General features: G+C 61.2%; 27 protein-coding genes, 1 pseudogene and 1 riboswitch. Of the genes and pseudogenes, 20 read left to right on the top strand and 8 right to left on the bottom strand.

What is annotated here, in order from left to right; translation table 11 throughout:
- Window positions 1–39: 39 nt before the first annotated feature.
- Window positions 40–2,052: a BTAD domain-containing putative transcriptional regulator gene (locus AC1D2N_RS26610; RefSeq protein WP_018242645.1), complete on the bottom strand. Its 2,013-nt coding sequence runs from the start codon at window positions 2,050–2,052 to the stop codon at window positions 40–42.
- Between the two features lie 176 nt (window positions 2,053–2,228).
- Between AC1D2N_RS26610 and AC1D2N_RS26605 the strand changes: the two genes are divergently transcribed.
- The 3 genes from AC1D2N_RS26605 to AC1D2N_RS26595 all read left to right on the top strand — a co-directional run bounded on the left by AC1D2N_RS26605 (window position 2,229) and on the right by AC1D2N_RS26595 (window position 3,699).
- Window positions 2,229–2,471, top strand: a complete 243-nt coding sequence (locus tag AC1D2N_RS26605; RefSeq protein ID WP_130729175.1) for a YjiS-like domain-containing protein — start codon at window positions 2,229–2,231, stop codon at window positions 2,469–2,471.
- Window positions 2,472–2,790: 319 nt separating this feature from the next.
- Window positions 2,791–3,171 (top strand): VOC family protein, encoded by a 381-nt coding sequence (locus AC1D2N_RS26600; RefSeq protein WP_130729174.1) that lies wholly within the window; start codon window positions 2,791–2,793, stop codon window positions 3,169–3,171.
- 45 nt (window positions 3,172–3,216) lie between these two features.
- The gene (locus tag AC1D2N_RS26595; RefSeq protein WP_018447102.1) at window positions 3,217–3,699 is read left to right on the top strand and encodes a cupin domain-containing protein; all 483 of its coding nucleotides are present in this window, start codon (window positions 3,217–3,219) and stop codon (window positions 3,697–3,699) included.
- Between the two features lie 107 nt (window positions 3,700–3,806).
- Here AC1D2N_RS26595 and AC1D2N_RS26590 read toward each other — a convergent pair whose 3' ends face one another.
- The 3 genes from AC1D2N_RS26590 to AC1D2N_RS26580 form a co-directional block, all read right to left on the bottom strand.
- Window positions 3,807–4,151, bottom strand: coding sequence for a response regulator (locus AC1D2N_RS26590; protein ID WP_018242640.1), 345 nt, complete (start codon window positions 4,149–4,151; stop codon window positions 3,807–3,809).
- A 1-nt stretch (window position 4,152) separates the two neighbouring features.
- Window positions 4,153–5,625 carry a sensor histidine kinase gene (locus AC1D2N_RS26585; RefSeq protein WP_130729173.1) on the bottom strand — a complete coding sequence of 491 codons (1,473 nt, stop codon included), beginning with the start codon at window positions 5,623–5,625 and terminating at the stop codon, window positions 4,153–4,155.
- A 125-nt stretch (window positions 5,626–5,750) separates the two neighbouring features.
- Window positions 5,751–6,746 carry an AraC family transcriptional regulator gene (locus AC1D2N_RS26580; RefSeq protein ID WP_130729172.1) on the bottom strand — a complete coding sequence of 332 codons (996 nt, stop codon included), beginning with the start codon at window positions 6,744–6,746 and terminating at the stop codon, window positions 5,751–5,753.
- A gap of 90 nt (window positions 6,747–6,836) precedes the next feature.
- On the opposite strand from AC1D2N_RS26580, the gene AC1D2N_RS26575 reads away from it, so the two are divergent.
- Window positions 6,837–7,205, top strand: a complete 369-nt coding sequence (locus tag AC1D2N_RS26575) for a DsrE family protein (protein ID WP_130729171.1) — start codon at window positions 6,837–6,839, stop codon at window positions 7,203–7,205.
- 182 nt (window positions 7,206–7,387) lie between these two features.
- On the top strand, window positions 7,388–8,668 hold the full coding sequence (gene blh, locus AC1D2N_RS26570) for a bifunctional sulfur transferase/dioxygenase Blh (RefSeq protein ID WP_130729170.1): 1,281 nt from the start codon (window positions 7,388–7,390) through the stop codon (window positions 8,666–8,668).
- 64 nt (window positions 8,669–8,732) lie between these two features.
- Here blh and AC1D2N_RS26565 read toward each other — a convergent pair whose 3' ends face one another.
- On the bottom strand, window positions 8,733–9,335 hold the full coding sequence (locus tag AC1D2N_RS26565) for a tetratricopeptide repeat protein (RefSeq protein ID WP_130729169.1): 603 nt from the start codon (window positions 9,333–9,335) through the stop codon (window positions 8,733–8,735).
- A 221-nt stretch (window positions 9,336–9,556) separates the two neighbouring features.
- A riboswitch (cobalamin riboswitch) is annotated at window positions 9,557–9,811 on the top strand.
- 178 nt (window positions 9,812–9,989) lie between these two features.
- Here AC1D2N_RS26565 and AC1D2N_RS26560 point away from each other — a divergent pair.
- From AC1D2N_RS26560 to AC1D2N_RS26545, 4 genes are all read left to right on the top strand, one after another.
- Window positions 9,990–11,006: an ABC transporter substrate-binding protein gene (locus AC1D2N_RS26560; RefSeq protein WP_130729168.1), complete on the top strand. Its 1,017-nt coding sequence runs from the start codon at window positions 9,990–9,992 to the stop codon at window positions 11,004–11,006.
- A 5-nt stretch (window positions 11,007–11,011) separates the two neighbouring features.
- Window positions 11,012–12,043, top strand: a complete 1,032-nt coding sequence (locus AC1D2N_RS26555) for a FecCD family ABC transporter permease (RefSeq protein ID WP_205936565.1) — start codon at window positions 11,012–11,014, stop codon at window positions 12,041–12,043.
- On the top strand, window positions 12,040–12,804 hold the full coding sequence (locus AC1D2N_RS26550; RefSeq protein ID WP_130729167.1) for an ABC transporter ATP-binding protein: 765 nt from the start codon (window positions 12,040–12,042) through the stop codon (window positions 12,802–12,804). Before AC1D2N_RS26555 ends, AC1D2N_RS26550 begins: the two co-directional genes overlap by 4 nt.
- Before the next feature lie 98 nt (window positions 12,805–12,902).
- Window positions 12,903–13,466 carry a hypothetical protein gene (locus AC1D2N_RS26545; RefSeq protein ID WP_130729166.1) on the top strand — a complete coding sequence of 188 codons (564 nt, stop codon included), beginning with the start codon at window positions 12,903–12,905 and terminating at the stop codon, window positions 13,464–13,466.
- Here AC1D2N_RS26545 and AC1D2N_RS26540 read toward each other — a convergent pair.
- Window positions 13,463–13,959, bottom strand: a pseudogene (locus AC1D2N_RS26540) (HIT family protein). The gene AC1D2N_RS26545 and the pseudogene AC1D2N_RS26540 overlap by 4 nt on opposite strands.
- Before the next feature lie 221 nt (window positions 13,960–14,180).
- Between AC1D2N_RS26540 and AC1D2N_RS26535 the strand changes: the two are divergent.
- A complete protein-coding gene (locus tag AC1D2N_RS26535; protein ID WP_130748863.1) occupies window positions 14,181–15,104 on the top strand; it encodes an MYG1 family protein in 924 nt (307 codons plus the stop codon).
- A gap of 131 nt (window positions 15,105–15,235) precedes the next feature.
- Here AC1D2N_RS26535 and AC1D2N_RS26530 read toward each other — a convergent pair whose 3' ends face one another.
- Window positions 15,236–15,880 (bottom strand): LysE family translocator, encoded by a 645-nt coding sequence (locus AC1D2N_RS26530; protein ID WP_130729164.1) that lies wholly within the window; start codon window positions 15,878–15,880, stop codon window positions 15,236–15,238.
- A gap of 267 nt (window positions 15,881–16,147) precedes the next feature.
- Here AC1D2N_RS26530 and AC1D2N_RS26525 point away from each other — a divergent pair, with 267 nt between their 5' ends.
- The 6 genes from AC1D2N_RS26525 (at window position 16,148) to AC1D2N_RS26500 (ending at window position 21,191) form a co-directional block, all read left to right on the top strand.
- Window positions 16,148–16,537 (top strand): c-type cytochrome, encoded by a 390-nt coding sequence (locus AC1D2N_RS26525; RefSeq protein ID WP_018242629.1) that lies wholly within the window; start codon window positions 16,148–16,150, stop codon window positions 16,535–16,537.
- A gap of 148 nt (window positions 16,538–16,685) precedes the next feature.
- Window positions 16,686–17,504 (top strand): cytochrome c oxidase subunit II, encoded by an 819-nt coding sequence (locus tag AC1D2N_RS26520; RefSeq protein ID WP_130729163.1) that lies wholly within the window; start codon window positions 16,686–16,688, stop codon window positions 17,502–17,504.
- A 55-nt stretch (window positions 17,505–17,559) separates the two neighbouring features.
- Window positions 17,560–19,353, top strand: coding sequence for a cytochrome c oxidase subunit I (locus AC1D2N_RS26515; protein ID WP_477982314.1), 1,794 nt, complete (start codon window positions 17,560–17,562; stop codon window positions 19,351–19,353).
- On the top strand, window positions 19,350–20,069 hold the full coding sequence (locus tag AC1D2N_RS26510) for a cytochrome c oxidase subunit 3 (protein WP_130716985.1): 720 nt from the start codon (window positions 19,350–19,352) through the stop codon (window positions 20,067–20,069). Before AC1D2N_RS26515 ends, AC1D2N_RS26510 begins: the two co-directional genes overlap by 4 nt.
- 11 nt (window positions 20,070–20,080) lie before the next feature.
- Window positions 20,081–20,800 (top strand): heme-copper oxidase subunit III family protein, encoded by a 720-nt coding sequence (locus AC1D2N_RS26505; RefSeq protein ID WP_018242625.1) that lies wholly within the window; start codon window positions 20,081–20,083, stop codon window positions 20,798–20,800.
- Between the two features lie 25 nt (window positions 20,801–20,825).
- Window positions 20,826–21,191 (top strand): cytochrome C oxidase subunit IV family protein, encoded by a 366-nt coding sequence (locus AC1D2N_RS26500; protein WP_018242624.1) that lies wholly within the window; start codon window positions 20,826–20,828, stop codon window positions 21,189–21,191.
- Window positions 21,192–21,253: 62 nt separating this feature from the next.
- On the opposite strand, the gene AC1D2N_RS26495 is transcribed toward AC1D2N_RS26500, so the two are convergent.
- The gene (locus AC1D2N_RS26495; RefSeq protein ID WP_047621154.1) at window positions 21,254–22,291 is read right to left on the bottom strand and encodes an AraC family transcriptional regulator; all 1,038 of its coding nucleotides are present in this window, start codon (window positions 22,289–22,291) and stop codon (window positions 21,254–21,256) included.
- 121 nt (window positions 22,292–22,412) lie between these two features.
- Between AC1D2N_RS26495 and AC1D2N_RS26490 the strand changes: the two genes are divergently transcribed.
- The 4 genes from AC1D2N_RS26490 to AC1D2N_RS26475 all read left to right on the top strand — a co-directional run bounded on the left by AC1D2N_RS26490 (window position 22,413) and on the right by AC1D2N_RS26475 (window position 26,959).
- Complete coding sequence (locus AC1D2N_RS26490; protein ID WP_130729162.1) at window positions 22,413–23,864, top strand: APC family permease; 1,452 nt, start codon at window positions 22,413–22,415, stop codon at window positions 23,862–23,864.
- The gene (locus AC1D2N_RS26485) at window positions 23,861–24,034 is read left to right on the top strand and encodes a hypothetical protein (protein WP_165406178.1); all 174 of its coding nucleotides are present in this window, start codon (window positions 23,861–23,863) and stop codon (window positions 24,032–24,034) included. Before AC1D2N_RS26490 ends, AC1D2N_RS26485 begins: the two co-directional genes overlap by 4 nt.
- A 75-nt stretch (window positions 24,035–24,109) precedes the next feature.
- The gene (locus tag AC1D2N_RS26480; protein WP_130729161.1) at window positions 24,110–26,098 is read left to right on the top strand and encodes a primary-amine oxidase; all 1,989 of its coding nucleotides are present in this window, start codon (window positions 24,110–24,112) and stop codon (window positions 26,096–26,098) included.
- Between the two features lie 75 nt (window positions 26,099–26,173).
- Window positions 26,174–26,959 carry an ATP-grasp domain-containing protein gene (locus tag AC1D2N_RS26475; protein ID WP_018242618.1) on the top strand — a complete coding sequence of 262 codons (786 nt, stop codon included), beginning with the start codon at window positions 26,174–26,176 and terminating at the stop codon, window positions 26,957–26,959.
- Window positions 26,960–26,970 lie beyond the last annotated feature (11 nt).

Below are 26,970 nucleotides of genomic sequence, written 5' to 3'. Positions count from 1 at the left end.
GTATGCCCCTTCGTTCCGAGGACGCCGCTGAAGCGGCAGCTACTCCGGCAGTCCCGCCATCCTGAGAGCCTCGATATATCGATTGCGATCGTCCGGTCGCCGGAATGGTGGCAGCACGTCGGCGAGATTGGAAAGCCGGAGGGCGGGGTCCATCAGGCACAGGCGAGTGATCGTTTCCCCGGCTTGCGCAAGCCGTCCGGCCATGGCCTGGCCCGCCGCCATCACGCGCATGGCGCTCGGGTAGTTCGGCTGGTGCCGTAGCGATTTTCCCGCCCAAGCGGCGGCGTCGTCATAATGGCCAGCGCAAAAATGCGCGAGGCCGGTGTTGAACTGCCAGGCGAACAAGCGCGGATCCAAAGGGCTGAGGCGCATGGCAAGAGCTGCGTGTTCGACGGCCTTATCGGGCTCGCCCAGGCAGGCCTTCACCCAGCTGCTGACGCCGAGCGCAGCGGCCAGGTTCGGGTTGAGAAAGACTGCGCGATCGATGCAGGCCGCACTGTCGTCAAGGTCACCGCCGACATAACCGATGACATATCCGCCGTAAGTGAGCGCAACCGCATCGTCCCAGCCGAGTTCGACCGCTCTGCGGGCCAGCCGGGTGGCTTCGGCGGTTTCCTCTGCGGGATTGAGCATCCAGCCGTTGCTCTTTCGGGTGGCGTAGCAGCGCGCCGCTCGGGCATGGGCTATGGCGAATTCCGGGTCACGCTCGATCGCCTTCATGAAAAGCCGTAGGGCCTCGTCGATGACCGATCTGTTGGTGATCGTCCGGTCGAAGGCCGCCAGGCCGCGGAGATAGTAGTCGTAGGCGTCGAGGCTCTCGGTCGGCTTGCGTTTGGCGCGCTCGATCTCAGCCTCCTCCACTTTCGGCGTTATGGCGCCGACGATGCTCGAGGCGACCTGATCCTGAAGATCGAAGACATTCGCCAGGGTTCCGTCAAAACGATCGGCCCAAAGATGTGTACCGGTCGACGTATCGATGAGCTGCCCGGCAATGCGCAGGCGGTCACCCGTCCGGCGCACACTTCCTTCGACCACATAGCGTACGTCCAGCTCGCGTCCGACCTGCTTTATGTCGACCGCCTGACCTTTGTAGGTGAAGCTCGAATTCCGTGCGATGACATAGAGGTGGCGGAATTGAGCGAGCGCGATGGTGATGTCCTCAACGATGCCGTCGGCAAAATATTCTTGCTCCGCATCACCGCTCAGATTCTGAAACGGCAATACGGCAACCGATGGCCGGTCGTGATGTTTCGCCGGGGCTGGGAAGACCTGCGGCTGTAAGGCCACGTCGAGGCTGGGTGCCGTCCGCTGATGTTCGGATCCCTGGCGCGATTGCAGCGAAGCGGCCAGGGAAAAGGTCTCTGCCTCGGGTTCTGCCTGAAGATGCTTCCTCAAGAACGCCCGACAGGCTTCGAACTGGCGCAAGGCCGCGTTTTCGTGACCCCTGAGAGCGTGGATCCGCATCAGCGCCCGATGGGCGGCCTCCACGGTCGGGTCCACAGCCAGCAGCCTCTCGGCGAGCCCTTCGCAAGCCGATTCTTCCGCGGAGCCCGGCTCGGAGAACGCGAGGCTCAACCGCTCCACCAACTGCAGCGCCTTGCGTTGATATGTGCTCCGATAGGGTCCAAACCACTCATCCAGCCCGTCCGGAATGGCCTCGCCTGCGAGCACCTCGCCGCGGTAGAGGTCGGCGGCGAAGGCGAGATCGGCCGTCCGGCCGGCCTCCAGTTTACGGTCGAAGATCGAAATGTCGGTTTCATCAGGACCTGTTATCAGCGCAACGGTCTCCTGATCCCCGTCGATGTAGACGGCGGCATCTCCCCCGCTCGGGAACGATCGTCTGATATCCACCAGCGCCTGCCGCAGGCTATTGCGGGACTGCTCACTGCCTCGTCCCGGCCAGAAGGCTTCGGAAAGCAGTTCCCTGCGATGGCCACGGCGGCCTGCAAGCGCCAGGGCAGCAAAAAGAAGTGACGTCTTGCGCGTGGTGAAGCGGATTTGCCGGTGCTCCCGGGACGTCACTTCAAGGCCACCCAGCAACCTGATGCGCACAGATCGTCTCCCAGATTTCGGCCGCCACCGCAGAATAGCATTTCGGCAGATAGATTTAACACCGATTTAGCGGCGGCTTGTCGAAGTTTTCCTGGTCGTTCACGCTGAACCGAACAGCCGCAATACGTCCGCGTGTCAGCCTCCCATCTGCAAATCTCACAAATGGGAGACTGAAAATGGCTCACACGGAAACTCACGCCGGCATCAGCGCGCCGAAAGGACAGTTGTTCTGGTTCAGGTCCAACAGCGTCGCAATGATCGTCGCTGCCCTGAGGAAGTGGCAGCGGAGCGTCGCAAGACGGAATGCATTGGCAGACATGACGCCCGACCAACTGAGGGACATCGGTCATCCCCGGGTCAATCGACCCGTGCTCGAAATCAAGGCAGGGCTGATGACGGAGTTGATGTCGATGCGATAGTCGGAACGTTCCACCGTGCGGACGCGTCGGCTGTCGGTCGACAAGGCGAGGATCCAAGGCGCAAGCTTTGACCGAAGGCAATCATTGATTCCTCTCAGGATGTAATGCCGATCGATTTTCAGCATGCACAGCCCCGTCAATGATTGGCGGGGTTTTTTGCTGTTCGGCGGCAGGTGGGCTGTGGGTGTGGGCGAGTCCGCTCTGTCGGGGCAGGGGACTGCTGATCTAGCATTCCCCCTTCGCCATCAGAGTCGTCGCTTTTTTCCGCCGCGGCGATTTCGACTATGATGGGGCGCTGGAACGATAGGGAGGGCACGGCATGATCGATCATATCACCATCGCAGTGAGTGACCTTGAGAAGAGCAAGCTGTTCTATGAGCGCGCTTTCGACCCTCTGGGTTATCGCCTCTCCTTCGGAAAGGAGGGCGTGTTCTGGGCCTTTGATGTCGGCGGCAGTCTGTTCGAAATCCAGCGCACTGACGACAAGCCGCCTCTGACGCGTGTGCACGTTGCCTTCCGGGTTCGGAGCAGGGCGGAGGTCGAGGCGTTTTATCGGGCCGCGCTCGACGCCGGCGCCCGGGACAATGGCGCGCCCGGCCCGCGGCCGGAATATGAAGAGAACTATTATGCCTGCTTCGTTCTCGATTCCGACGGATACAATATCGAAGCGATGCTCAATGAGCCGGCGCCGCAAGGGTGAGGCGCAGGGCTCCGCCCAAAGAATGCAATCGAGGGGGAGGTGGATATGTCGAGTTTCAGGAACGCCGTCGTCTCTTTGCCCGGCAAGGAGCGCGTGGCGAGGACGCCCTTTGGCGCGAGGATCGTCATCCATGCCACGGCCGCCGAGACCGGCGGCGCGCTCGGGATGTGGGAAACCTTCACACCGCCCGGTCATGGCCCGGCCCCGCACACGCATACGCGGGAGACGGAAGTCTTTCGGGTCATCCGCGGGCTCTATCGATTCCAATGCGGCGACGAGGCGTTCGACGCGCCTGTGGGAACCGTCGTCGTTCTGCCGCCACATGTGCCGCACAGCTGGCGAAACATAGGCGACGAACCCGGCCAGATGTTCGGCACGGTCACGCCAGGCGGCTGCGAGCAATTGTTCATCGATATCGAGGCTTTTGGTGCTGATACGCCCGAGAAAATCGCGGTGATCGAAGCGCGACTGGGGATCATCAACGACATCACGCTTGCCCTCGGATTGACAGGCCTGCAACCGCGCTGATCGTCCATCAGGGTGTCGATCGGATCCAGTTCAGACCTGCGCCATCGCCCGCCACAACAAGTCTCATTGGAGCGGCTCTTTGACTTGGGCATCGGCCCTCTTGCATCTCAGCCTTCAGTTTCGATGACAGCGGCAAGATCGGCAGTTGTGAACGGCTTGGTCAGCACCGGTCGGCCGGCAAAGGCGGGATCGATACCCGCTGGCCCATATCCGGTCGCGAAGGCAAACGGGATACCGCGCTGCTGAAGGACTGCCGCCACCGGGAATGACTGATGCCCGGCGAGGTTCACATCGAGAATGACGAAATCAAGATTACCGTCGCCGGCAACCTCCAGCGCCGTGGGCAATCGCGCGGCTGTCGCGACCACTTCGTGACCGAGGTCCATGAGCATGTCCTCGATCATCATGGCGATGGTCATTTCATCTTCAACGACAAGGACGCGCTTGGCCATGTCATTCATTCCGCAGACGGTCTGCGGGAGCGTCGAGACGGAAGGAAAAACCCGTTTCGGCGAACGAGATATCCACACTGCCTCCGGTCTCCGCGGCAAGGCCGCGCTGGATGAGGACCGTGCCGAATCCCTTCCTCTTCGGCTGCTCTACGCGCGGTCCGCCATGTTCGTCCCAGTCTATGCGGTAGCGTTGCGTTCCGTCGTCGATGATTTGGAGGGAGCATTTGACGCTGACGGCGCCGCCATCATTCGACCATGCGCCATGACGGACAGCGTTTGTGCCGAGTTCGTGAAAGGCCATGGTCAGCGCCAGGGCCGTTTTTGCGGAAACCCGGATATCGTCTCCGGTCAGCTTCCATCGCTCGCCGTCCGGCCGATGCGGAACGGTCGCCTGGTCGAGCGTCTGTTTCAACGACGCGCTGCTCCACAGTTCGCCTGTCAACAGATCATTGGCACGGCCGAGCGACACCAGCCGCGCCGTGAAACTGTCCAGTGCACGAGGGATGTCTTCAGCATCGCGGAAGGTGCGGTACGCAAAAGCCTGCACCATCGCCAGATTGTTCTTAACGCGATGGTTGAGCTCATGAACGATAAGTTCCAGCTGTTGCTGCTTGCGTCGCCGCTCGGTGATATCGGTCGCGGCCCCAAACCATTCGACGATAGCGCCGCCGTCATTCAAGACTGGAACCGCTCGTGACAGCACCCAGCCGGTACTGCCGTCGGCCCGCCGGACGCGATGCTCACATTCGAAAACACCCTTGCTTGCGATGGCCTCGTCGATTACCGCCTGGATCGCGGGAATGTCCTCGGGAAACAGATAGGCCTCCTGCCACGCGACAGTTGGATTGGCCGTGTCTGCGAGAACATTGCGACCGTCGAGCTGCTGCATCTCCTTCCAGTCGGCGCTCATACGGTAGACGATGTCGGTCGTCGCAGTCGTGAACGCCCTGAACCTCTCTTCGCTCTCGCGCAGCCGACGCTGGGCAAGGACGCTTTTCGTGGTTTCGACGACGATCGCGATGACGCCGGCGGGTTTTCCGCTTTCGTCGAGGACTGGCGAATAGTCGAGGTTCATCCAGGCAGGAGCCGGACTGCCGTGGCGCAACAACGTCAACTCCTGATTCTCGTAGGCGAGTGTTTTCCCTGACAGTCCGACCTTCATCACATTGTCATTAAAGTCGGCAATTTCGCTCCAGCCCTCGCGGACCTTCGAACCGAGAAGATCCGGATGACGGCTGCCTGCGAACACGGAGTAGGCGTCGTTATAGATCATCACGCCGTCTTCGCCCCATAGAAGAACGATTGGCACGGGTGAAAGCAAGAGCATATTGGTGGCCGTCTTCAGACTTTGCGGCCAGAGGTCGAGAGGACCGAGCGGCGTTTTGCTCCAGTCGCGGGTCTGGATCAGCCGGCCAATTTCTCCGCCACCGACAGGAAAGCGAGCTGTGAGTGGCTGAGGGGATTCGGAATCCAAGGCTCGCTCCAAATTTTGATGGTGTTTCTAATTAGCGCATCCCTTGATTTTTTCCACCCATGGATGTCGTGGCTTCTCCCTACCAACCTCTCTTGAGCAACGGCGCTTATTGAGCCGATCACCCTCTACGCCCGCGACATCGCCCGCCAGGCGGCCGGCGGGGTGGCGAAGGCGCGGGAGAAGGCGCGGTTGAAGGCGGCTTCGGTGGCATAGCCGGCCTCGTAAGCGATCGCCGCGATCGGCTGGCTTGTGGTGGCGAGCGCCACGCTTGCGAGGTAGAGCCGCCAGTCCCTGATATAGCGGATCGGCGAGGTCGAGAGCACCGTCTGGAAGCGATCGGCGAGGGCGCTGCGCGAGAGGCCAGAGGCCGCCGCCAGTTGCTCCAGCGACCAGTCGCGTTTGGGATCGCCATGAATGAGGGAGAGGCAGCGCGAGAGCGCGGGGTCGCCAAGCGCTGCCAGCCAGCCGACGGAACGCGACTCGGCCATCATGATCTGATGGCGCAGGATCTCGATGAAGATGATTTCGGTCAGCCGCGGCAGCATCGAGACGCCGCCGGCGCGCGGCCTGTCGACCTCCTCGACCATCTGGCGGATGGTGGCGCGCAGCCAGTCGCCGTCATTGGCGGCCCGTGTCCTGACATGGATCAGCCTGGGCAGCGCCTGACGCAGCGGCGCAAAGCTCAGCCCGTCCCATTGCAGATAGCCGCAGAGCAGCCGCACGCCTTGCACCGCCTCGCCGTAGCGCAGCACGGGAATCTCACGCCACGGCTTTTGCGGCAGGTCGCGGGTCGGCAGCACCAGCTTGCCGTCTCTTCCCGCGCCGAGCTGATGTCCGGTGCCGAAGGGAAAGACCAGCACGTCGCCGGCCTCGAGATCGGCCTCTTCACCTTCCGTCTTCAGCCAGCAGCGGCCCTCCACAACGATGTGAAACGGCATCGTGCCCGAAGCCTTCGCCGAAAGGCTCGCCAAGGCCGGCGTGGCATCGGTCTGCCAGTCGCCCGTCGGCATGAAGCAGAACTGCAGTGATCCCGACAGGCGGATCGTCGACAGCAGCGCCGACAGCACGTCGTCACGCGCGACACCCGCAGCGCCTGGATTTTCGGACAAGGCTTCACGCATTCCGGCCAAATACGCGCCCCGCGCACCCTCCTATCATCAGCTCGTTCAAACCGGGTGAACGCTGTTCACCCTGACAAACGGGAGAATACTATGCAAACCCAAAGCGACAAACTGGTCGTGCTCGTCACCACAGGCATCGAATCCGAACTTTCCTCCGTCGCCTTCACCATTGCCAATGGCGGCATCACCGCCGGGCTGAAGGTCTCGGTGTTCCTCACCAGCACCGGGATCGACCTGGTGCGCAAGGGCGGCCAGCGCATGACGCATGTGCCGCCGCTCGATCCGCTGTCGAGCCTGATCGAGAATTTCCAGCAGCGCGGCGGCACGATCTGGGCTTGCCCGCCCTGTGTGACCTCGCGCGGTTATACGCAGGAAGACTTGCTCGACGGCGTCGTCATCGTCGGTGCCAGCGCCATGCATGCCGAGATCAAGGAAGGTGCTGCGACGCTGTCGTTTTGACGATACTCGGCCGGGATGGGCGGGAGTTTGGGCGGCGTCTCCCGCCGGTTTCTTCAGGCTTTGCGGATCGGCGACAGGTGCTGAGAAATACCAAGCGCCTATTCTTGCATTCGGCAATATACTTGTGAGATTGTATCGATATACGTGCGATAATGCCTGGTGCGGGCAGCGCGGGGGCTTCGATGACATCCGTGAGGGTCAATGAGCTGATATCGGTGGCGGGGCAGCCCGACGCCGCAGGTTTTGCCGCCTTCGCGGCTGATGGCTTTGCCGCCGTCATCAATGCCCGGCCGGATGGCGAGGAGCCGGGGCAGCCGGGCAATACCTCGGAAAAGGCTTCTGCCGCCACCGCCGGGCTCGCCTACAGCTTCGTGCCCGTGAAGGGAACCGAGATCACCGAAGCCGATATCCGTGCCTTCCAGGCAGCGATGGCGCAGGCCAAGGGACCGGTCGTCGCCCATTGCAAGAGCGGCACGCGGGCGCTGACGCTCTATGCACTGGGCGAGGTGCTCGACGGCCGGATGAAGCCCGGAGATGTCGAGGCCTTCGGTCAAAACCTCGGCTTCGATCTTGCCGGCGCGCGCCGCTGGCTGGAAAAGCGGTCAGGGCAGGCGGCTCATGTGAAGGCCTTCTTCGAGCCCCGCACCTGCAGTGTGCAATATGTCGTTTCCGACCCGGCGACGAAACGCTGCGCCATCATCGACCCAGTGCTCGATTTCGACGAAATGTCGGGGGCGACGGGAACGGTCAATGCCGACGCCATCCTCGCTCATATCAAAAGTGAAGGGCTGACGGTCGAGTGGATCCTCGACACGCATCCGCATGCCGATCATTTCTCCGCCGCGCACTATCTGCATGAGAAGACCGGTGCGCCGACGGCGATCGGCGCCCATGTCACCGACGTGCAGACGCTCTGGAAGGAGATCTATAACTGGCCGGCGCTTAAAGCCGACGGTTCGCAATGGGACCAGCTGTTTGCCGATGGCGACACCTTCGAGATCGGTGCGCTTAAAGCCCGCGTGATGTTTTCGCCCGGGCACACACTCGCCTCGATCACCTATGTGATCGGCGACGCCGCCTTCGTGCACGACACGGTGTTCACGCCGGATTCCGGCACGGCGCGAACCGATTTCCCCGGCGGCAGCGCTAGCTCCCTCTGGCATTCGATCCAGGCCATCCTATTGCTGCCCGAGGAGACCCGGCTCTTTTCCGGCCACGACTACCAGCCCGGCGGCCGCCACCCGCGCTGGGAAAGCACGGTGACCGCCCAGAAAAGCGCCAATCCTCATATCGCAGGCATCGACGAGGCCGGCTTCATCGCGCTGCGCCAGGCGCGCGACCGCACGCTGCCGAAGCCGAAGCTGATGTTGCATGCGCTGCAGGTCAATATCCGCGGCGGGCGGTTGCCCGAGCCGGAGGAGAACGGCCGGCGGTATTTGAAGATACCGCTGGATGCGTTGTAGGGGCGGAGTGAATAGGACGGCGACGGCGTCTGGACGATTGCGCCGCCGGACAAAGGGCTGAGTATCAGGAACGACCTTTGCCATCGAGCAATTCTGATACTGGAAGCGGCAGGTCTGGATGTGCACGACATAAATCGAGCAGATCTTCGCTTGCATCAGGGTAATCCTGAAGCGCTGCACGACGGTACCATTTGAAAGCCTCTGTCAGATTGATCTCGCAGCCCACGCCGTGCTCTTTCATTTGGGCTAGCCTGTATTGCGCACCGGCATGATCCTGGTTTGCGGCCTGGCCGTACCATCTTACGGCGTCTGTTGGATCGATATCGCAACCGTCGCCGTCCTCTCTCATCAAGCCCAATAAATACTGTGCGTCGGCATGGCCTTGACTGGCGGCTCTATCAAGCCACTCGACGCCTTCCGGCGCGCTCTGTGCAACGCCGTCCCCCATGAGATACAGGCCAGCCAGGAGGAATTGCGCATCGACATGACCTTGTTCGCCCGCTTTCCGAAGCCATCTCGCGCCTTCGGCTTTATCCCCGGTGACACCTTCACCTCGTGCGGTCATATGGCCTAATTCAAATTGTGCTTGTGCATCGCCTTGCTCGGCTGCTTGGCGAATTGCGTCTATCCTGGCTGCGGCGAGATCGGTGCTATCCGGATTGCTCATTGCTACATCAGACCTCGTTGAAATCGGTGGCGCCAAAGCTATGTCGGGGGCCCGCCTTCCGCAATCCGTCGTGACGCACGCCGACTGATGACCCGACGCCAGCGCCGCAGACGATAGCTTTTGCGCGAGGGTGCTGGCGAGTTTTGCTTCGAGGTCTCGCAATTTGCCGCGGTGGGCCGGCACGATCCTCCGCAATAATCATTGACGTTAGGCAGGTCTGCGACGTAACTGGGTTCGACGGTTCCCTGAAGATGACTCCAAGGGGATTAATAGGGAACACGGTGAGGACGACCCAGTAGGGACCGAGACCGTGGCTGCCCCCGCAACTGTAAGCGGATTGTCGATCATCTCAGGAGTGGCCAGCGACTGGCCATCTCTGAAGGGCCTATGGCCCTGCCACTGCGGATATCGCGGGAAGGCGGATGTAACGACGGATATCCGCAAGCCAGGAGACCTGCCGTCAATCACGATCCAATCAACCGGGCGGGGATGCCCGGACAAGGAACAGATATGATTGACCTGCTGAACCTTCGCCGAATTCCGGCATGCATCCGTCTCGATTGGGCCTCCTGCGGCTAGGGCACGCCTAAGCGTGCTTTCGGTCCGCGCACATGCGCGGAACGGCCGTGATTTTTTCCTTCATCGAGGTTTTCCATGCGCCAGATTCTCGCCGCCATGACATATGCCTTCGGGCTTGCCGGCCTTGCGGCACCAAGCCTTGCCGCGACGCACTACCCCCTGACCGTCAGTAATTGCGGCCAGCAGGTGACTTTTCAGAAGGCGCCCGCCAGGATCGTTTCGATCGGCCAGGGTATGACCGAAATTCTTTTCTCGCTCGGCCTTGCCGACAAGATCGCCGGGACGGCCGTCTGGGTCGGTCCAGTCCTGCCGCAATATGCCGAGGCCAACAGCAAGATAAAGCGGCTTGCCGACAACGATCCGAGCTTCGAATCCGTCGTCGGGCAGGAGCCCGACCTAGTGGCGGCCGAGTTCGAATGGCATGTCGGCGCGCAGGGCTCCGTCGGCAAGCGGGAACAGTTCAAGGATCTCGGGATCAATACCTATCTCGCGCCGGCCGATTGCATCGCCAAGGTCAACACAGATGGCGGCGACGGCGTGCGTGGGGAATTGTTCACGATGGACCTGATCTACCGGGAAATCGCCGAGCTCTCGGAGATTTTCGACGTGAAGGACCGCGGCGATGCGCTGATTTCGGCGCTGAAGAAGCGCGAGGCGGATGCTGTCGCGTCGATATCGGGCGCATCGGGCAAGAACCTGCCCGTCGTCTTCTGGTTCTCCAGCAAAGAGGTCAGCGGCGACGCCTTCATCGCCGGCAAGAACAGCGCGCCCGCCTATATCCTGAAGACGATCGGTGCGAAGAACGTCGTCACCACGGAAGAGGAATGGCCGCTGGTGGGTTGGGAAACCATCACCCAGGCGAACCCTGCCGTCATCGTGCTCGCGACCATGGACCGCCGCCGTTATGCGGCTGACGATCCTAAGGTCAAGGTCGATTTTCTTGAGAGCGACCCTGTGACCAAGGAGCTCGACGCGGTCAAAAACAAGCACTTCGTGATGATGGACGCGCAGTCGATGAACCCGACGATCCGCACGATCGATGGCATCGAGACATTGGCGAACGGCATCAAGTCCTTCGGCCTGGCGCAGTGAAGGCAATGTCGGTCAGGCAACAGGGATGGTGGGCGCTTGCCGCGCTCACCATTGCCGCACTTCTCCTGCTCGGGCTGATGATCAGCCTTGCCGTTTCCATCGGCGAGATCGCAATTCCCGTTGCGACCACGGCGGAGGCGGTCTCGAACCGGCTGTTCGGAACGAATTTCGAGATCAGCCGCATCCACCAGGGCATCGTCTGGGATTATCGTCTGAGCCGCGCGCTCGTCGCGGCCAGCGCCGGCGCATCGCTCTCGCTCTCCGGTGCGATCCTGCAGGCGCTGCTGCGCAATCCGCTGGCCGAACCCTATGTGCTCGGCATCTCCGCCGGCGCCTCGACGGGCGCCGTCTGCGTGATGATCCTCGGCTTCGGCTACGGTATTCTCGGCCTCTCGAGCGGCGCCTTCATCGGTGCGGTGATCGCCTTTCTGCTGGTCGGCTTCCTGGCAACGGGTGCGGGAGGAAGCGGCGAGCGCATCATCCTTTGCGGCGTCGCCGGTTCGCAGCTCTTCAATGCGCTGACCTCCTACATCGTGACGACATCGGCGAATGCCGAGCAGGCGCGCGGCATCCTGTTCTGGCTTTTGGGTTCGCTCAGTGGCGTGCGCTGGCCCGATGTCTATCTGTCGGTGCCGATCGCGCTTGCCGGCTTCATCATCTGCATGGCCCATGTGCGGGCGCTGGACGCCTTCGCTTTCGGCACGGATGCTGCCGCCTCGCTCGGCATTGCCGTACGCCGCGTCCAAATCGTGCTGTTCGGCATGACGGCGGCGATGACGGCAAGCGTCGTTAGCATGGTGGGTTCGATCGGCTTCGTTGGCCTCGTCATCCCTCACGCCGCCCGCTTCCTCGTCGGGCCGGGGCATGGGCGGCTGCTGCCGGCAACAGCGCTCGGCGGTGCGATTTACATGGTCGGCGCCGATATTGTTTCGCGCGTCATCATTCCGCAGCAAATCCTGCCGATCGGCGTCGTCACCGCGCTTTTCGGCGCGCCGGCCTTCGCCATCATCCTCTATCGCGTGCGAGGGAATGCATGAGTATCAGCGTCGACGAGGTAAGCTTTGCCGCCGGCGATACCGTCATCGTCAACGGCGTCAGCCTAACGGTGGAAAGGGGCAAGGTGTTCGGCCTGCTTGGGCCGAACGGTTCCGGCAAATCGAGCCTTCTCAGATTGATTTGCCGGCTGCGCAAGGTTCGCAGCGGCGTCATCCGGCTGGGTGATGACGATATATCCTCGCTGTCGCGCGCAGCGCTTGCGCGGCGCGTCGCCTTCGTCGAGCAGCAGACGACGACGGATACGCAATTGACGGTGCGCGACGTGGTGCGGCTCGGCCGCACGCCGCATCGCGGGCTGTTGTCGTCCTGGGGCGCCGGAGACGACGCAGCCGTCGACGAGGCCCTGTCGCGGACGGGCATGCGGGAGAGGGCGGGCCAGCTCTGGCAGACGCTGTCGGGCGGTGAGCGCCAGCGCGTCCATATTGCCAGATCGCTGGCGCAGGCGCCGAGCGAACTGATGCTCGACGAGCCGACCAACCATCTCGATATCCAGCATCAGCTCGACATTCTCTCGCTGATCTCGAAGCTCGGCATCACCTGCATCGTCGCGCTGCACGATCTCAATCTGGCGGCGATGTTCTGCGACAGGCTGGCGGTGCTTCAGAAAGGCGAGGTCGTCGCCTCGGGGGCGCCGGAGGAGGTGCTGACGGAGGATATGATCGGCCGGGTCTTCGGCGTTCGCGCCCATGTCCAGAAATCGGCCGTGCACGGCCGGCATCATATCCAATACGTCATGGATTGAGGAATGGCGGGGAATTTCGATCTCAAGAGGAGGTATGGCCTCGCTAGCCTTTTTCCCGGACTGGCGTATTATTTCCTGCGGTCGAATGGAGTTTCGAGATGCTCGAACGAAATCAGCTTCCCCTGCGCCCTGTCGCACCCGGCTTCGCTGTCGCCTGGGTCGTCGTCATTTCAGGTGCGAGCGTCGCTCTCAGCCTGCTTTTCGCCTGCATAACGCCCTTCGTGGCCTTGGCGGCGGTATCGGCTGTCATTCTTCCCCGGCGGATGGCGGTGACGGCGGTTCTGCTGGCCTGGCTTGCTAACCAGATGGTCGGATATCTCGTGCTCGGTTATCCCCAGACCTGGGACAGTTATGCCTGGGGTCTGGCGATCGGTATCGCGGCATTTGCGTGCCTGGCTACGGCGCTCGGGGTACTTCGTCTGTCGACAGATCTTACCGTTACGATGGCCGGCGCCTTCCTGGCCGGGTTCGTTGCCTATGAAGGCGCGCTGTTTGCTGCAACGGCGGTGCTTCCGTCAGGTGAGGGCGCGTTTTCGGCAGCGGTGGTGGCGAATGTTCTGCTAATCAATTCTCTCGCGGCGATCGGGCTCATCTGCCTGCATGCCGGCGCGGCGGCCAGCCGGGCGCTTGTCGCAAGACAGCCGAGAACGGTGTTGTCTTAGGCTTCAGGCGCCGAAAACCGCATTGTCTCCCGCAGCAGCTCGATGGCCTCTGAGACCGATGGCCCTTTGACCGGTGGCGGCTCTGCGCGTTCGCAGAACTCGCGCCAGACAAACAGCGTCAGTTCCGCGCCATCCGTTGCGGTTTCCCCTGGTCCCTCCGCGAAATTCTCGAGCAGACGATAGCGAGCGTCCTTCCAGAACAACTCCTCCACCCAGTCATATATCGGGATCACATGAAAATGGATCGGGTAACCAGGCGTGTGCCCGTATCGGCCGATATAGACGCGCTGAGCATTCAATTGCTGTTTCAAGGCACTTTGAGCTCTTGCGAGCAATGGGCCGAATTCAGCCAAAGCATCTTCGGACAAATCCGACAGATCGTTGGTGTCGGTCTTGGAGCTGATCATGAGGTAACCGGGAAGGGCAGAATTGATGCGGTGGTTCACAAACCATCCTGTGTCTCGGCGACGTGAAAGTGCTGGGGAATCTCCACGGACTTACTCCTGATGCACCCTTCAGGGGCTTCGATGAATCCCGCTAGAGGCCGGTATCGCGGTGACGTCAGAAAGTACGCTGTAACACATTGGATTGCTGCATCATTTTATTCTTAAATCGACTCCGATTTAAGGTATGGGTTGAGATAGCAGCCAGCAACGGTTATTTGGTGCCGACCTGCAAGCGGACTCTCCGCGAACGACAAGGCGCATAGCTCCCATGATCCCCGATTTCCTCGTCACCCATTCCGGTGGCTTTCATGCCGACGAATTGCTGTCGAGCGTCATCCTGACCCGGCTTTTCCCGCAGGCGCGTATCGTCCGCAGCCGGGCGCCGGAGTGGATCACGCCGGGCGAAGACCGGATCATCTATGATGTCGGCGGAGCCTATGATCCCGCTGCCGGGATGTTTGATCACCACCAGCGCGGCGCGCCGCTGCGCGACGATGGCCAGCCCTACAGCTCGTTCGGCCTGATCTGGAAGCATTACGGCCGTGATTATCTCACAGCCTTCGGCCTTCCCGAAGCACATGTGGAAGCGATGCACGGCTCTTTCGACGCCAGCTTCGTGCTGCCGGTCGATCTGACTGATAATGGCGCGCTCAGCCCCTCGGGGCCGTTGGCCGGGTTGATGCTGCCGGCGCTGCTGGAGACCCTGAAACCGGTTTTCGACGAAGCGGACCCTGAGGCCGATAACCGCGCCTTTCACGCGGCCCTTGCCATTGCCCGCAGTTTCGTTGAGGCCAGGATCGCCCAGAGTGCCGCAAAATTGCGGGCCGAGGCGATTGTGCATCGGGCAATCGAAGCTGCGGGGCAGGGGCGTGTTTTGGAATTGCCGAGGGGCATGCCTTTCCGTCCCGCCATCGTCAAGGCGAGCGCCGATCACCTGCTGTTCGTCGTTCATCCGCGCGAAAAGGACTGGTGCGTGACCGGCATCCGGCGCGCCGAGGAGGGGTTCGAGCTCAGGGCCGATCTGCCGGCGGCCTGGGCCGGGCTCACCAATGGCGCACTGGAGGCGGTTTGCGGCATAGAGGGCGCAAGCTTCTGCCACAACGGCCGCTTCATCGCCGCCGCCAGGACCCGCGAGGCGGTGCTTGCCATGGCCGATTTGGCGGTAAAGGAGGCGCTTTCAATCGGGGCGTAGTTAAATGGCGGCGGTTGAGGTTGCGCGAGGCCAGTATCATATCCAGTCCCGGCGGCAGGTCGCTGATCCTGTTGCCGCCCTCCGGACGTTCGCCCAGCCTTTCTGTGACGAAGGCGGTTTGCCCGTCTTCGCTATCCGGCCTGCAATGTCGCCATCTTGGCGCCGAAGCCGATGAAGACCACGCCTGTCGCGGCTTTCAGCCAGCGCTGGAAGCGCTGGTTGCGCGCAGCTCTGGCGAGCCTCGCAAAGAGCAGGACCATCGAGCCGAACCAGATGACGTTAAGGCTGGCATGGACGGTGACCAGAAGGAAAGCCTCGCCGATCGCGGCCCGGCCATTGGCATCGTGATAGATGAACTGCGGGAAGACCGCGAGGTAGAACATCGACACTTTCGGATTCAGGGCGTTGGTGAGGAACCCCTCGAGGAAGGCGCGGGGGAGGTGCCTTACCTTACGGGAAGTGGCCACTGACGTTACGGAAGCATAACCCCGCCAAGCACCGACCAGCGCCTTGATACCGATCCAGCAGAGATAGGCGGCGCCAATCAATTTGACGACGAGGAAGGCCTGCGCCGACTGCGCCAGCAGCAGGGAGATGCCACAGATCGACAGGGTGCCGTGCACATAGAAGGCGGCGACGAAGCCGGCAATATTGGCGAAACCGGCGCCACGCCCCGAGGCCGGCACCGTCTTGGCGATGAGGATGCCGTTGGGCCCGGGGGAGATGATCAGCAGCGCGGTGACGAAAGCAAAAGACAGAATTTCAGCAATCGACATTGCGCGCCTTTCCTGGGCTGGTTTCGAGGGCGGCCTTGAAGCCGACGGTCAAGTATGTCGTCGCCGATACCCGCGTCAATATCCAATCCTCGAGGGTGACGAACCCTCCCGGGAGGACTGGACCAGGCCTGGCCCGCGTCCCAATTGTGGAAGCGATTGACTTGCTATCGTGAAGGACTAAGCTTTACGCCATACAACCACCACTCACACGCGAGAGATAACGGAGGGTGTGAGTGGCTGGCAACCTTGAGGAGGATGAGGTTTGCCATGGATTACCGTGTTGTTCTGCTGATCGGCGCATTCGTGATTGCTCTTTTCCCTGGTAACGCCGGGGCGCAGGAGGGCGATGCGACGGCGGGTGCCACCGTTTTCAAGAAATGCGCGACCTGTCATGTCGCCGATACCGATACGAACAAGGTCGGCCCGTCGCTGAACAAGCTGTTCGGCAGAAAGGCCGGGACGCATCCGAATTTTGCCTATTCGGCCGGAATGAAGGCTGCCGGCGAGGGCGGTCTCGTCTGGGACGAGACAGTGCTGCGCGACTATCTCCACAATCCGAAAGCGAAGGTAAAGGGCACGAAAATGGCCTTCGTCGGCGTGAAGGACGACAAGGAGATCACCGATCTCATCGCCTATCTCAAGCAGTATTCCCAATGATGGGCAGCAGTACTCCAAACGACGGTTCGCGGCCGGCGGCGCATGCCTAAATTGCCGTAATTGCCGATATTTTCTATCTGTGCGATAATAAAACAGACTTTTTTACGGAATGCGGTTTCACGGGTCGACTGCTCAGGGAGGAGCGGAAATGGCTGTCGTGCTGATCCTCGTCCTGATTGTCGTCGGCTCCGTGCTGTTCCATGTGCTGAGCCCGTGGTGGTGGACGCCGATCGCGTCCAACTGGACCTATATCGACAGCACCCTCGTCATCACCTTCTGGATCACCGGCATCGTCTTCGTGGCGGTGGTTTCGTTCATGGCCTATTGTGTCTTCCGCTTCCGGCACAAGCCGGGCAACAAGGCGCATTATGAGCCCGAGAACCGCAAGCTGGAATTGCTGCTGGGAGGAGGAACGGCGCTCGGCGTCGCGGCGATGCTGGCACCCGGCCTCATCGTCTGGAACCAGTTCATCACGGTGCCTGCCGATGCCGCATCGGTTGAGGTCGTCAGCCAGCAGTGGCTATGGAGCTTCCGCCTGCCCGGAGCCGACGGAAAGCTCGGCCGCGCCGAGACGCGCGACGTCACCCCCGAAAATCCGCTCGGCCTCGATAAAAGCGATGCAAGCGGTCTCGACGACGTCATCATCGAGGGCGGCGAGCTGCATCTGCCGATCGGCAAGCCGGTGCACATCTTGCTGCGCTCGGTCGATGTGCTCCACGATTTCTATGTGCCGGAATTCCGCGCCAAGATGGACATGATCCCCGGCATGATCACCTATTTCTGGTTCACGCCAACGCGGACGGGGACCTTCGAGATTCTCTGCGCCGAACTCTGCGGCGTCGGCCATCCGCAAATGCGCGGCACCGTCGTCGTTGACGAGGATGCGGACTACCAGACCTGGCTCGGGCAGCAGCAGACATTCACCCAGTTGACGGCGTCATCGGAAGCGTTGCCGCCGGCAAACTGAACCGGTCAGGCGGCGTGCCGGTTCAAGGATCCGGCAGGGAAAGGGAAGAGAGATCATGGTCGAGATTCCATCCGGAAGCATTCCATCCGGTAGTGCTGGCGCCATCCCCTCCGCCGAAGTCGAGGATGTCGAGCTTTATCATCCACATAGCTGGTGGACGAAATATGTGTTCAGCCAGGATGCCAAGATCATCGCCGTGCAATATTCGATCACCGCCATCGCAATCGGCCTGGTGGCACTGGTGCTCTCCTGGCTGATGCGGATTCAGCTCGCCTTTCCCGGCTATTTCGCCTTCATCGATGCCGATCACTATTACCAATTCATCACCATGCACGGCATGATCATGGTGATCTATCTCCTGACTGCGCTCTTCCTCGGCGGCTTCGGCAATTACCTCATTCCGCTGATGGTCGGCGCGCGCGACATGGTCTTCCCTTACGCGAACATGCTGAGCTACTGGATCTATCTGCTTGCGGTGCTGATCCTCGCCGCCGGCTTTTTCGCGCCCGGCGSCCCGACGGGGGCGGGCTGGACGCTTTATCCGCCGCAATCGGTTCTGTCAGGCACGCCTGGCGGCAAGGACTGGGGCATCCTGTTGATGCTCTCCTCGCTGATCGTCTTCATCATCGGCTTCACCATGGGCGGGCTGAACTATGTGGTGACCGTGCTGCAGGGGCGGGCGCGCGGCATGACGCTGATGCGGATGCCGCTCACCGTCTGGGGCATCTTCACCGCGACCGTGATGGCGCTGCTTGCCTTTCCCGCGCTCTTCGTCGCCTGCGTCATGATGATGTTCGATCGCCTGCTCGGCACGAGCTTCTTCATGCCCGCCATCGTCGAGATGGGCACGCAGCTGCAGCACGGCGGCGGCAGCCCGATTCTCTTCCAGCACCTGTTCTGGTTCTTCGGGCATCCGGAGGTCTATATCGTCGCACTCCCGGCCTTCGGCATCGTTTCGGATCTGATCAGCACGCATGCGCGCAAGAACATCTTCGGCTATCGCATGATGGTCTGGGCGATCGTCATCATCGGGGCGCTCAGCTTCGTCGTCTGGGCGCACCACATGTATGTCAGCGGCATGAACCCGGCCTTCGGCTTCTTCTTCGCCACCACGACGCTGATCATCGCCGTGCCCACGGCGATCAAGGTCTACAATTGGGTGCTGACGCTCTGGCGCGGCGACATCCACCTGACGCTGCCGATGCTCTTTGCGCTCGCCTTCATCGTCACTTTCGTCAATGGCGGCCTGACCGGCCTCTTCCTCGGCAACGTCGTCGTCGACGTGCCGCTGTCGGATACGATGTTCGTCGTCGCGCATTTCCACATGGTCATGGGTGTGGCGCCGATCCTCGTCATCTTCGGGGCGATCTATCACTGGTATCCGAAGGTCACGGGACGCATGCTGAACGACGTGCTCGGCCATATCCACTTCTGGATCACCTTCCTCGGCACCTATGCGATCTTCTTTCCGATGCACTATCTCGGCCTGCTCGGCGTGCCGCGCCGCTACTTCGAGATGGGAGAGACGGCCTTCGTTCCGCCTTCGGCCCATACGCTGAACATCTTCATCACCGTCATGGCGCTGATCGTCGGGGCCGGGCAGATGGTCTTCCTGTTCAATCTGATCTGGAGTCTTTTCCGGGGCAGGGAGTCCGGTGGCAATCCATGGCGGGCAACGACGCTCGAATGGCAGACGCCGCAGACGCCGCCCGCGCATGGCAACTGGGGCAAGGATCTGCCTGTCGTCTACCGCTGGGCCTATGACTACAGCGTGCCGGGGGCGGCCGAGGATTTCATTCCGCAGAATGTGCCGTCAGGCGGCGGCGTAACCCGGGAGGTCCACGCATGAACGTCATCCTGGTCTTCCTTGCCGCCATCGGCGCCATCATCGTCTGGTGGCTGGCAGGGCAGCGGCTGACCTCGAAGCCCTGGCTGGAAACCGGGTCAGTACAGCTGCCGGCTCATCATGGGGTTGACCGGCAACAGTCGCCCGCGCCGGCAGTGAAAATCGGTCTCTTCGTGTTTCTCGGCGTCGTCGGCGCCGTCTTCAGTCTTGCCGTCAGCGCCTATTTCATGCGCATGGCGTCCGCCGACTGGTGGGCAATGCCGGTTCCTCGGCTGCTGTGGGTGAACACCGCAGCACTCGCCTTGAGCAGCGCCGCGCTGCAATGGGCCAAACGAGAAGCGGGGCATGGCCGCATGGAAAACCTGCGGCCGGCGCTTGCCGCCGCGTTTGTCCTTGCCGTCGCTTTTCTCGTCGGACAGGTCCAGGCATGGCGGGAGCTGGTGTCAGCCGGCTATGTGCTTGCCGACAATCCTTCCAACAGCTTCTTCTATATGCTCACCGGCCTGCACGGCCTGCATATCCTCGGCGGGCTTGCCGTGCTTTCGCACACGACGGTCAGGGCATTCTCTACCGACATTGCGCCGGAGAGGCTGCGCCTCAGCGTCGATCTTTCCGCCATTTATTCGCATTTCATGCTCGCCGTCTGGCTCTTGCTCTTCGCGCTCTTTGCTGGCTGGGCGAATGATTTCGTCGATCTCTGCCGCACACTTCTGAACTAGGAGATTTGCAGATGGCACAGACTATCGGGATACACGGTGAGCCAGACGTAAGGCCCGCCGGCCTGCGCGGTGTCGCCGCCGATTTCAGCTCGGATCAGCGCGCCTTCAAGACCGCCTCCTGGGGCAAGGCGATGATGTGGATCTTTCTGCTCAGCGACACCTTCGTCTTCGGCTGCTTCCTGATCGCCTATATGACCGCCCGCATGTCGACGCCCGTTCCATGGCCCAATCCGAGCGAGGTCTTCGCGCTGCATATCGGCGGCCAGGACGTGCCGCTGATCCTGATCGCGATCATGACCTTCGTGCTGATCTCGAGCAGCGGCACCATGGCGATGGCGGTCAATTTCGGCTATCGCCGCGACCGCCGCACGACGGCGATCCTGATGCTGCTGACGGCCGTTCTGGGCGCATGTTTCGTCGGCATGCAGGCCTTCGAATGGACGAAGCTGATCACCGAAGGCGTGCGTCCCTGGGAGAACCCGTGGGGGGCGGCACAGTTCGGATCGACCTTCTTCATGATCACCGGCTTTCACGGCACCCACGTGACGATCGGCGTTATCTTCCTCCTCATCGTCGCCCGCAAAGTCTGGCGCGGCGATTTTGACCAGGAACGGCGCGGCTTTTTCACGAGCCGGAAAGGCCGCTACGAGGCCGTTGAGATCATGGGCCTCTACTGGCACTTCGTCGACCTGGTCTGGGTCTTCATTTTCGCGTTTTTTTATCTGTGGTAGGGCTTCTATCTGTGGTGAGGTCGTCATGAGCGAAACAACGGCGCATGCACAAAGCCAAACGGTGCACGCACAAGCACACACCGGACAGCAGCACCCGATCCGGCTCTATCTCCTGGTCTGGGGCCTGCTCTTCGTGCTCAGCGCAGCGTCCTACATGGTCGATTATCTCGGCGTCCAGAGCTACTTGAGGTGGACGCTGATCCTGCTGTTCATGATGCTGAAGGCCGGTCTGATCGTCGCCGTCTTCATGCACATGGCCTGGGAACGGCTGGCGCTCGTCTATGCCATTCTGCTGCCGCCGCTGCTGGTGCTGGTTTTTGTCGCGCTGATGGTATCGGAAGCGGACTATACGATCTTCACTCGGCTCGCCTTCTTTGGGGCTGGGCCGTAGGGCAGCAATCGGCGGTCTTCGTTGTCGGTCCGATCGTATTTGCTTTACTTTTACATCTTCGATCAACGTCTCGAAGATAGGTGGTTTCCCTTCTTCTCCCAGGACCGCAGCGCACGCCAGAGCACCGTGTTGTCTGCATAACCTAGCACACGCGCAATCTCGGACATCGGTGCGACTTGTTGGTCGCCGAGATAATGGGCGGCGAGTGTTTGGCGGTGCTGGCGAACGAGATCGCGAAGCGACACGCCTTCCTCCGACAGTCGGCGCTGCAGGCTTCGCGGCGACATCTTCAGTTCGGCGGCGAGGGTTGCGACCGTGATCGGCCTTTGGCCGAGATAGATGCTGATCAGAGCCTGGACCTTTTCCGTGACGACATCACCGGCCGCTGGCTCGTTGACCAGATCGCCGATATGCCGTTCCAGGATTTCGATCAGGCTTTTGTCTTCCGAACGGTACACACGATCGGCATCCGCCTTGTTCATGACGATCCGGTTGCCGGATTGGCCGAACAGGATGGGCGCGCCATAGATGCGTTCCAGCACGCTGGCGTCGCGCGGGGCCTGGTGCTCAAGCTGGATTTCGATCGGCCGCCAGCCACGGCGGAAGCACGACCGGACGAGCTGACACGAGGCGGCAATCGTGAATTCGCTGTCCTGCCGGCGTGGCCACATGCTGGGATCGACGATCCGGTAGGTCCAGACAAAATCGCCATTCTCCTCGAACACGCCGGAACTGGTCGCGCCCTGGACCGCGTTGACATATTTCGACAGCCGTTCGAAAGCGCTGCGAATGGTCGGCGAGAGCGCAAAGAGCATGCCGATAGGGCCGATGTCGGCGGGCTTGAATCCGGTGCCCATGCGGGCTCCCAGTGCCGGTTCGCCGGTTATGGTCGCCGCATCCTCGAACAGCGCGACATAACGCGCCATGGGCAGGACAGCGTAGGGGTCTTCCAGTTGCGAGCGCAGAATGCCGTGCGAAGCCAGAAGAAGGTCGGTTTTCCCGGATCTTTTATCGATTTGTTGCACCAGCGGGATCAAAACGGAGGCTCGAATTGAAGCAACTGCGGGCATGCGGCTGATCAAATGCGATGCAACTGCCATTTTCAGCGTCTCCGGTGACCTTCGTGGCGCGAATTATCGATTCATTGGCATAAACTGCAATTTCGGGGCCAGATCGCCGCGCTTACCTTTTTCGCAACAAACAAGCAAAGAGGGGTTCTCCATGACACTGGAAGCAAGCATGCCCGCACCATCATCGCCGGAGCGTCGTCTGGCCAAGGACTCGGTGGGCCTCGCCCACATCGTGTTCTTCGTCGTTGCTGCGGCCGCGCCGCTCACGGCCGTCGTTGGCGCTTCGCCGGCGGCCTTCGCTTTTGGCAATGGCGCAGGCGTCCCCGGCGCTTTCGTGCTTGCCGGCCTGCTCTACCTGCTTTTCTCGGTCGGCTTCACCGCCATGAGCCGGCATGTGGGCGGGGCAGGAGCCTTCTACACCTATATCACCCACGGTGTTGGCAAGCCGGCTGGCGTGGGTGGTGCCTTCATGGCGCTGGTCACCTATAGCGCGGTTCAGATCGCCATTTATGGCCTGTTCGGTTTCTTCATGGCCAATGCCATAGCGCCGCTTGGGCTGGTCCTGCCCTGGTGGGCTTGGGCCTTCGCAGCACTCGTCGTCGTGCTGGTCTGCGGTCAGCGCAACATCGCCTTCTCAGGCGCGATCCTTGGCGTCTGCATGATTGCCGAAATCGCTATATTGCTGGTTCTGGATCTTGCCATCGTCTTTTCAGGCGGCGGACCAGAAGGCATCAGCTTCTCCTCCTTTGCGCCATCGTCGGTCTTCGCGCCCGGTCTTGGTGTGGCGCTGGTCTTCGTCATCGGTTCCTTCATCGGCTTCGAAGCTACGGCCATTTTCGGCGAGGAAGCCGAAGATCCGGAAAAGACCATTCCCCGCGCCACCTATGTTGCCGTGCTGCTCATCACCCTCTTCTATGCTTTCTCCACCTGGGCAATCGTGCAATTCTACGGTCCGGGCAAGGTGCAGGCTGCTGCGGCTGCCGGTCTCGACAGCTTCTACTTCACCGCCGCCAATTCCGTGCTTGGCGCATGGTCGAGCCAGGCGATGAACGTGCTGCTGATCACCAGCCTGTTTGCCTGCATCCTGTCCTTCCACAATACGCTCAACCGCTATTTCTTCGCCCTTGGCCGTGAAGGCCTGGCCGCACAGGTGCTTGGCAAGGTTCACGCCAGGCATGGCTCACCCTATGCTGCAGGTCTGCTGCAAAGCCTGATCGCGGCCGTCGTCCTTGGCCTGTTCGTGATCTTCGGCGCCGATCCCTACACCGTCGTGTTCTCGTGGATGGCGGCGCTTGCGGGTATCGGTATCCTGCTGGTGCAGGTGCTTGTCTCGGTCGCGATCATCATGTTCTTCCGCAAGACGCCGAACAGCTACAGCGCCTGGACCACAATGACCGCTCCGACACTCGCGCTCCTCGGCCTCATGGGTTCTCTGGTGCTGGTCAGTTCCAATCTTTCACTCCTTTCCGGCAGCGAAAGCCTGATCGTCAAGGCTTTCCCCTATGCCATGGTGCTGGTGGGCATTCTTGGCGCGCTGTTTGCGATCCGGATCAAGAGATCCAAGCCCGCTCTCTACGCCTCGCTCGGAAAGGTCTTCGAATGAGTGCCGTTGCTGAATGTGCACCCGTCGATCGCCTTCTGGTTCTCGCGGTCGCGATCCTTGCCGGCGCAACATTGCTGGTTGCCGTCGAGGCCCACGCCTTCTGCTCGGTGTTCTGCATTCATGCAAACCAGATGATGATCGAGATGCAGATCTGCTCCGGTCGATCCTGATCACCGCAGCCTGCGACGCGCGATGGTGCGTCGTCTCTCCCGAAACCAAGAGGCCCGAAACCAAGAGGTATTTCAATGGACGCCGTTGTCGCAGTCACCCATCCGCTCGATCCCCTGAGCCTCGCTGAGATCGCTTCTGCCGTTGCCATACTCAAGGATAGGCAGACACTCGCACCCACCTTCCGCTTTCCGATAACCCGGCTGGAGGAGCCGACCAAGGCGGATCTTGCCGCCCATCGCTTGGGCGACAGGCTGCCGCGCCTCGCCTTCATCCTGGCAATCGACATCAGCGATGGCGAAACCTTCGAGGGCATCGTCGACCTGACTACCGGCACGGTGTGCTCCTATATCCGGCTGCCTCTCGATGAACTGCCCTATGGCCAGCCGCCGATCATGCTGTGCGAATTCGAAACCGTTGAAGGCACCGTCAAATCCGATCCGCGCTGGATCGCTGCCGTCAAGAAGCGCGGCATTACCGACGAGGATATTCCGCTCATCCAGATCGATCCCTTTTCCTCGGGCTATTTTGGCCGCGAGTTCGAGAAGGGAAAGCGCATCGTCCGCGCGGTGTCCTATTGGCGCGAGGATATCCGTGACAACGGCTACGCGCATCCGATCGAGGGCGTGGTGGCGGTGGTCGATCTAATCGCCAACCGAGTGGTCGATCTCGTCGACGACGAGAAGATCATTCAGGTCCCGAGGAAGAAGCGCAATTATGGCCGCGAAACCTTCCCGGAACCGCGGCCCGATCTCAAGCCGCTGCATATCGTTCAACCGCAAGGGCCGAGCTTTACTGTCGACGGCTGGAAAGTCGAATGGCAGAACTGGAGTTTCCGTGTCGGGTTCACCCCGCGCGAGGGGCTCGTTCTGCATGAACTCGGCATCAAGGATCAGGGTAGGCTTCGGCCAGTCGTCTTTCGCGCCAGTGTCACTGAAATGGTCGTGCCTTACGCCGACCCGACCGCGAACCACTATTGGAAGAGCGCCTTCGATGCCGGCGAATATGGCCTCGGACGCCTGGCCAATTGCCTCGAACTCGGCTGCGACTGCCTCGGCCATATTCACTATTTCGACGTGCCGGCGGCGGATGATTTCGGCCAGCCCTTCACCATGAAGAACGCCATCTGCATGCATGAGGAAGATTACGGCATCCTCTGGAAGCATTACGAATTCCGCAACGGTATTTTCGAAGTGCGCCGTTCGCGCCGCCTCGTCATCTCCTTCTTCGCAACCGTCGGCAACTACGATTACGGCTTCTACTGGTATCTCTACCAGGACGGCACGATCCAACTCGAAGCCAAGCTCACCGGCATCATCCAGACGGCGGCGGTCGCGACCGGCGAAACCTATCCATGGGGCGGCATGGTCGATGACAATCTCGGCGGTCCGACCCATCAGCATTTCTTCAATGCGCGCCTGCACATGGATGTCGACGGCGGCGACAATACCGTGACCGAACATGAGTTCGTGCCGCGTCCCTGGGGTGAAGACAATCGCTATGGCAATGTCTTCGATACCAGGACCCGTGTGCTGAAGCGCGAACTCGACTCCCCGGCACTCGCCAATGGCGAGACCGGCCGTTACTGGAAAGTCTCCAACCCCAACATCCAGAACAGTGTCGGCAAGGCGCCGGGCTACAAGATTGTCGTCATGCCGTCGCCTGTCATGCTTGCCCAGCCGGATTCGACCGTTGCCCAGCGCGGCGGCTTCGCCAAGAAGCACATCTGGGTCACCGCCTTCGATGCCAGGGAAAAATATGCGAGCGGCGATTACCCAAACGTGCACGCCGGCGGCGACGGTCTGCCGGGTTATGTCAAGCAGAACCGTAATATCGAGAATGCCGATGTCGTGCTCTGGCATTCCTTTGGCCATACCCATGTCTGCAAGCCCGAAGATTTTCCGATCATGCCCGTGGAATATGCCGGCTTCACGTTGAAACCGAACGGCTTCTTCGCGTCCAACATCGCCATGGACCTGCCGCCGGAAGGAAACGGCCAAAGTGTCGACAGTCGCCTGCAGCCTTCGCCCGACGACATCGGAAACGGTTCCTGCTGCCACACATAGCTGTAATACTACGGCTGTTCCTTTTTAAATTGCTTTTTGATAGTCCGACGGATTGTAAGAAAGGCAGGGAACAGAATGCAGTGGCTTCTCCAGCAGTTCGAAGATACCAACAAGCTGGCCGAGGCGCTCGACCAGCTCGGAATCTCCTACACATGGCACAAGGTCGTACCGTTTGTCGGCGAGCTCATCCCCGAGCCGGTCGTTGCTGATCCGGGTTCAGTGGTCATGTTCGGCTCCTACACGCTGTGGAAGAACGCCGAGGCGAACGGTTACCGGCCGGGTGTTTTTAAACTGCGTCCTTTTGTTCACGAACAGGCGTGGCACCCTTACCTCCTCAACGGTGCTGATGCGCTGTTCCTGACACTCCAGGATGTCCCCCAGCGTCTGGCGGATGACGGCAGGGACTGGTTCCTGCGCCCGGTCGACGACAGTAAGGAGGAGCCCGGAAATGTTAAATCGACCGGCGAGATCATCCGTATGGCAGAGAGGGTGCTGGCGCTCGACGAAGATGAAATCCCCAAGGGTTCACTTCGTCACGACACGCTGCTGATGCTCACCGAGCCCGTTCGCATCCTGCGCGAATGGCGTCTCTGGGTCGTCGACGGTCGGATCGTCACCTATTCGCTCTACAAAGACGGATCGCGTGTCGTCCATCGCCACGAGATCGATGACGATGCGCTGGACTTCGGGCAGCGCATGGTCGACATCAACCCCGGCTACTCCCAAGCTTATGTCATCGATGTCTGTCGGACAGAAGAGGGACTGAAGCTGCTCGAGACGAACTGTCTCAATGCCGCCGGGTTCTACGCCGCAGATCTCGTGAAGCTGGCGAGGGCGATCGACGGCCTGGCCCGCACCTGACGTCTTTCCGG

It is taken from the genome of Rhizobium sp. P1_B8 (assembly GCF_056406515.1).
The sequence above is the reverse complement of the archived record's forward strand: the minus strand, read 5'-3'. Positions and strand labels throughout refer to the sequence as shown.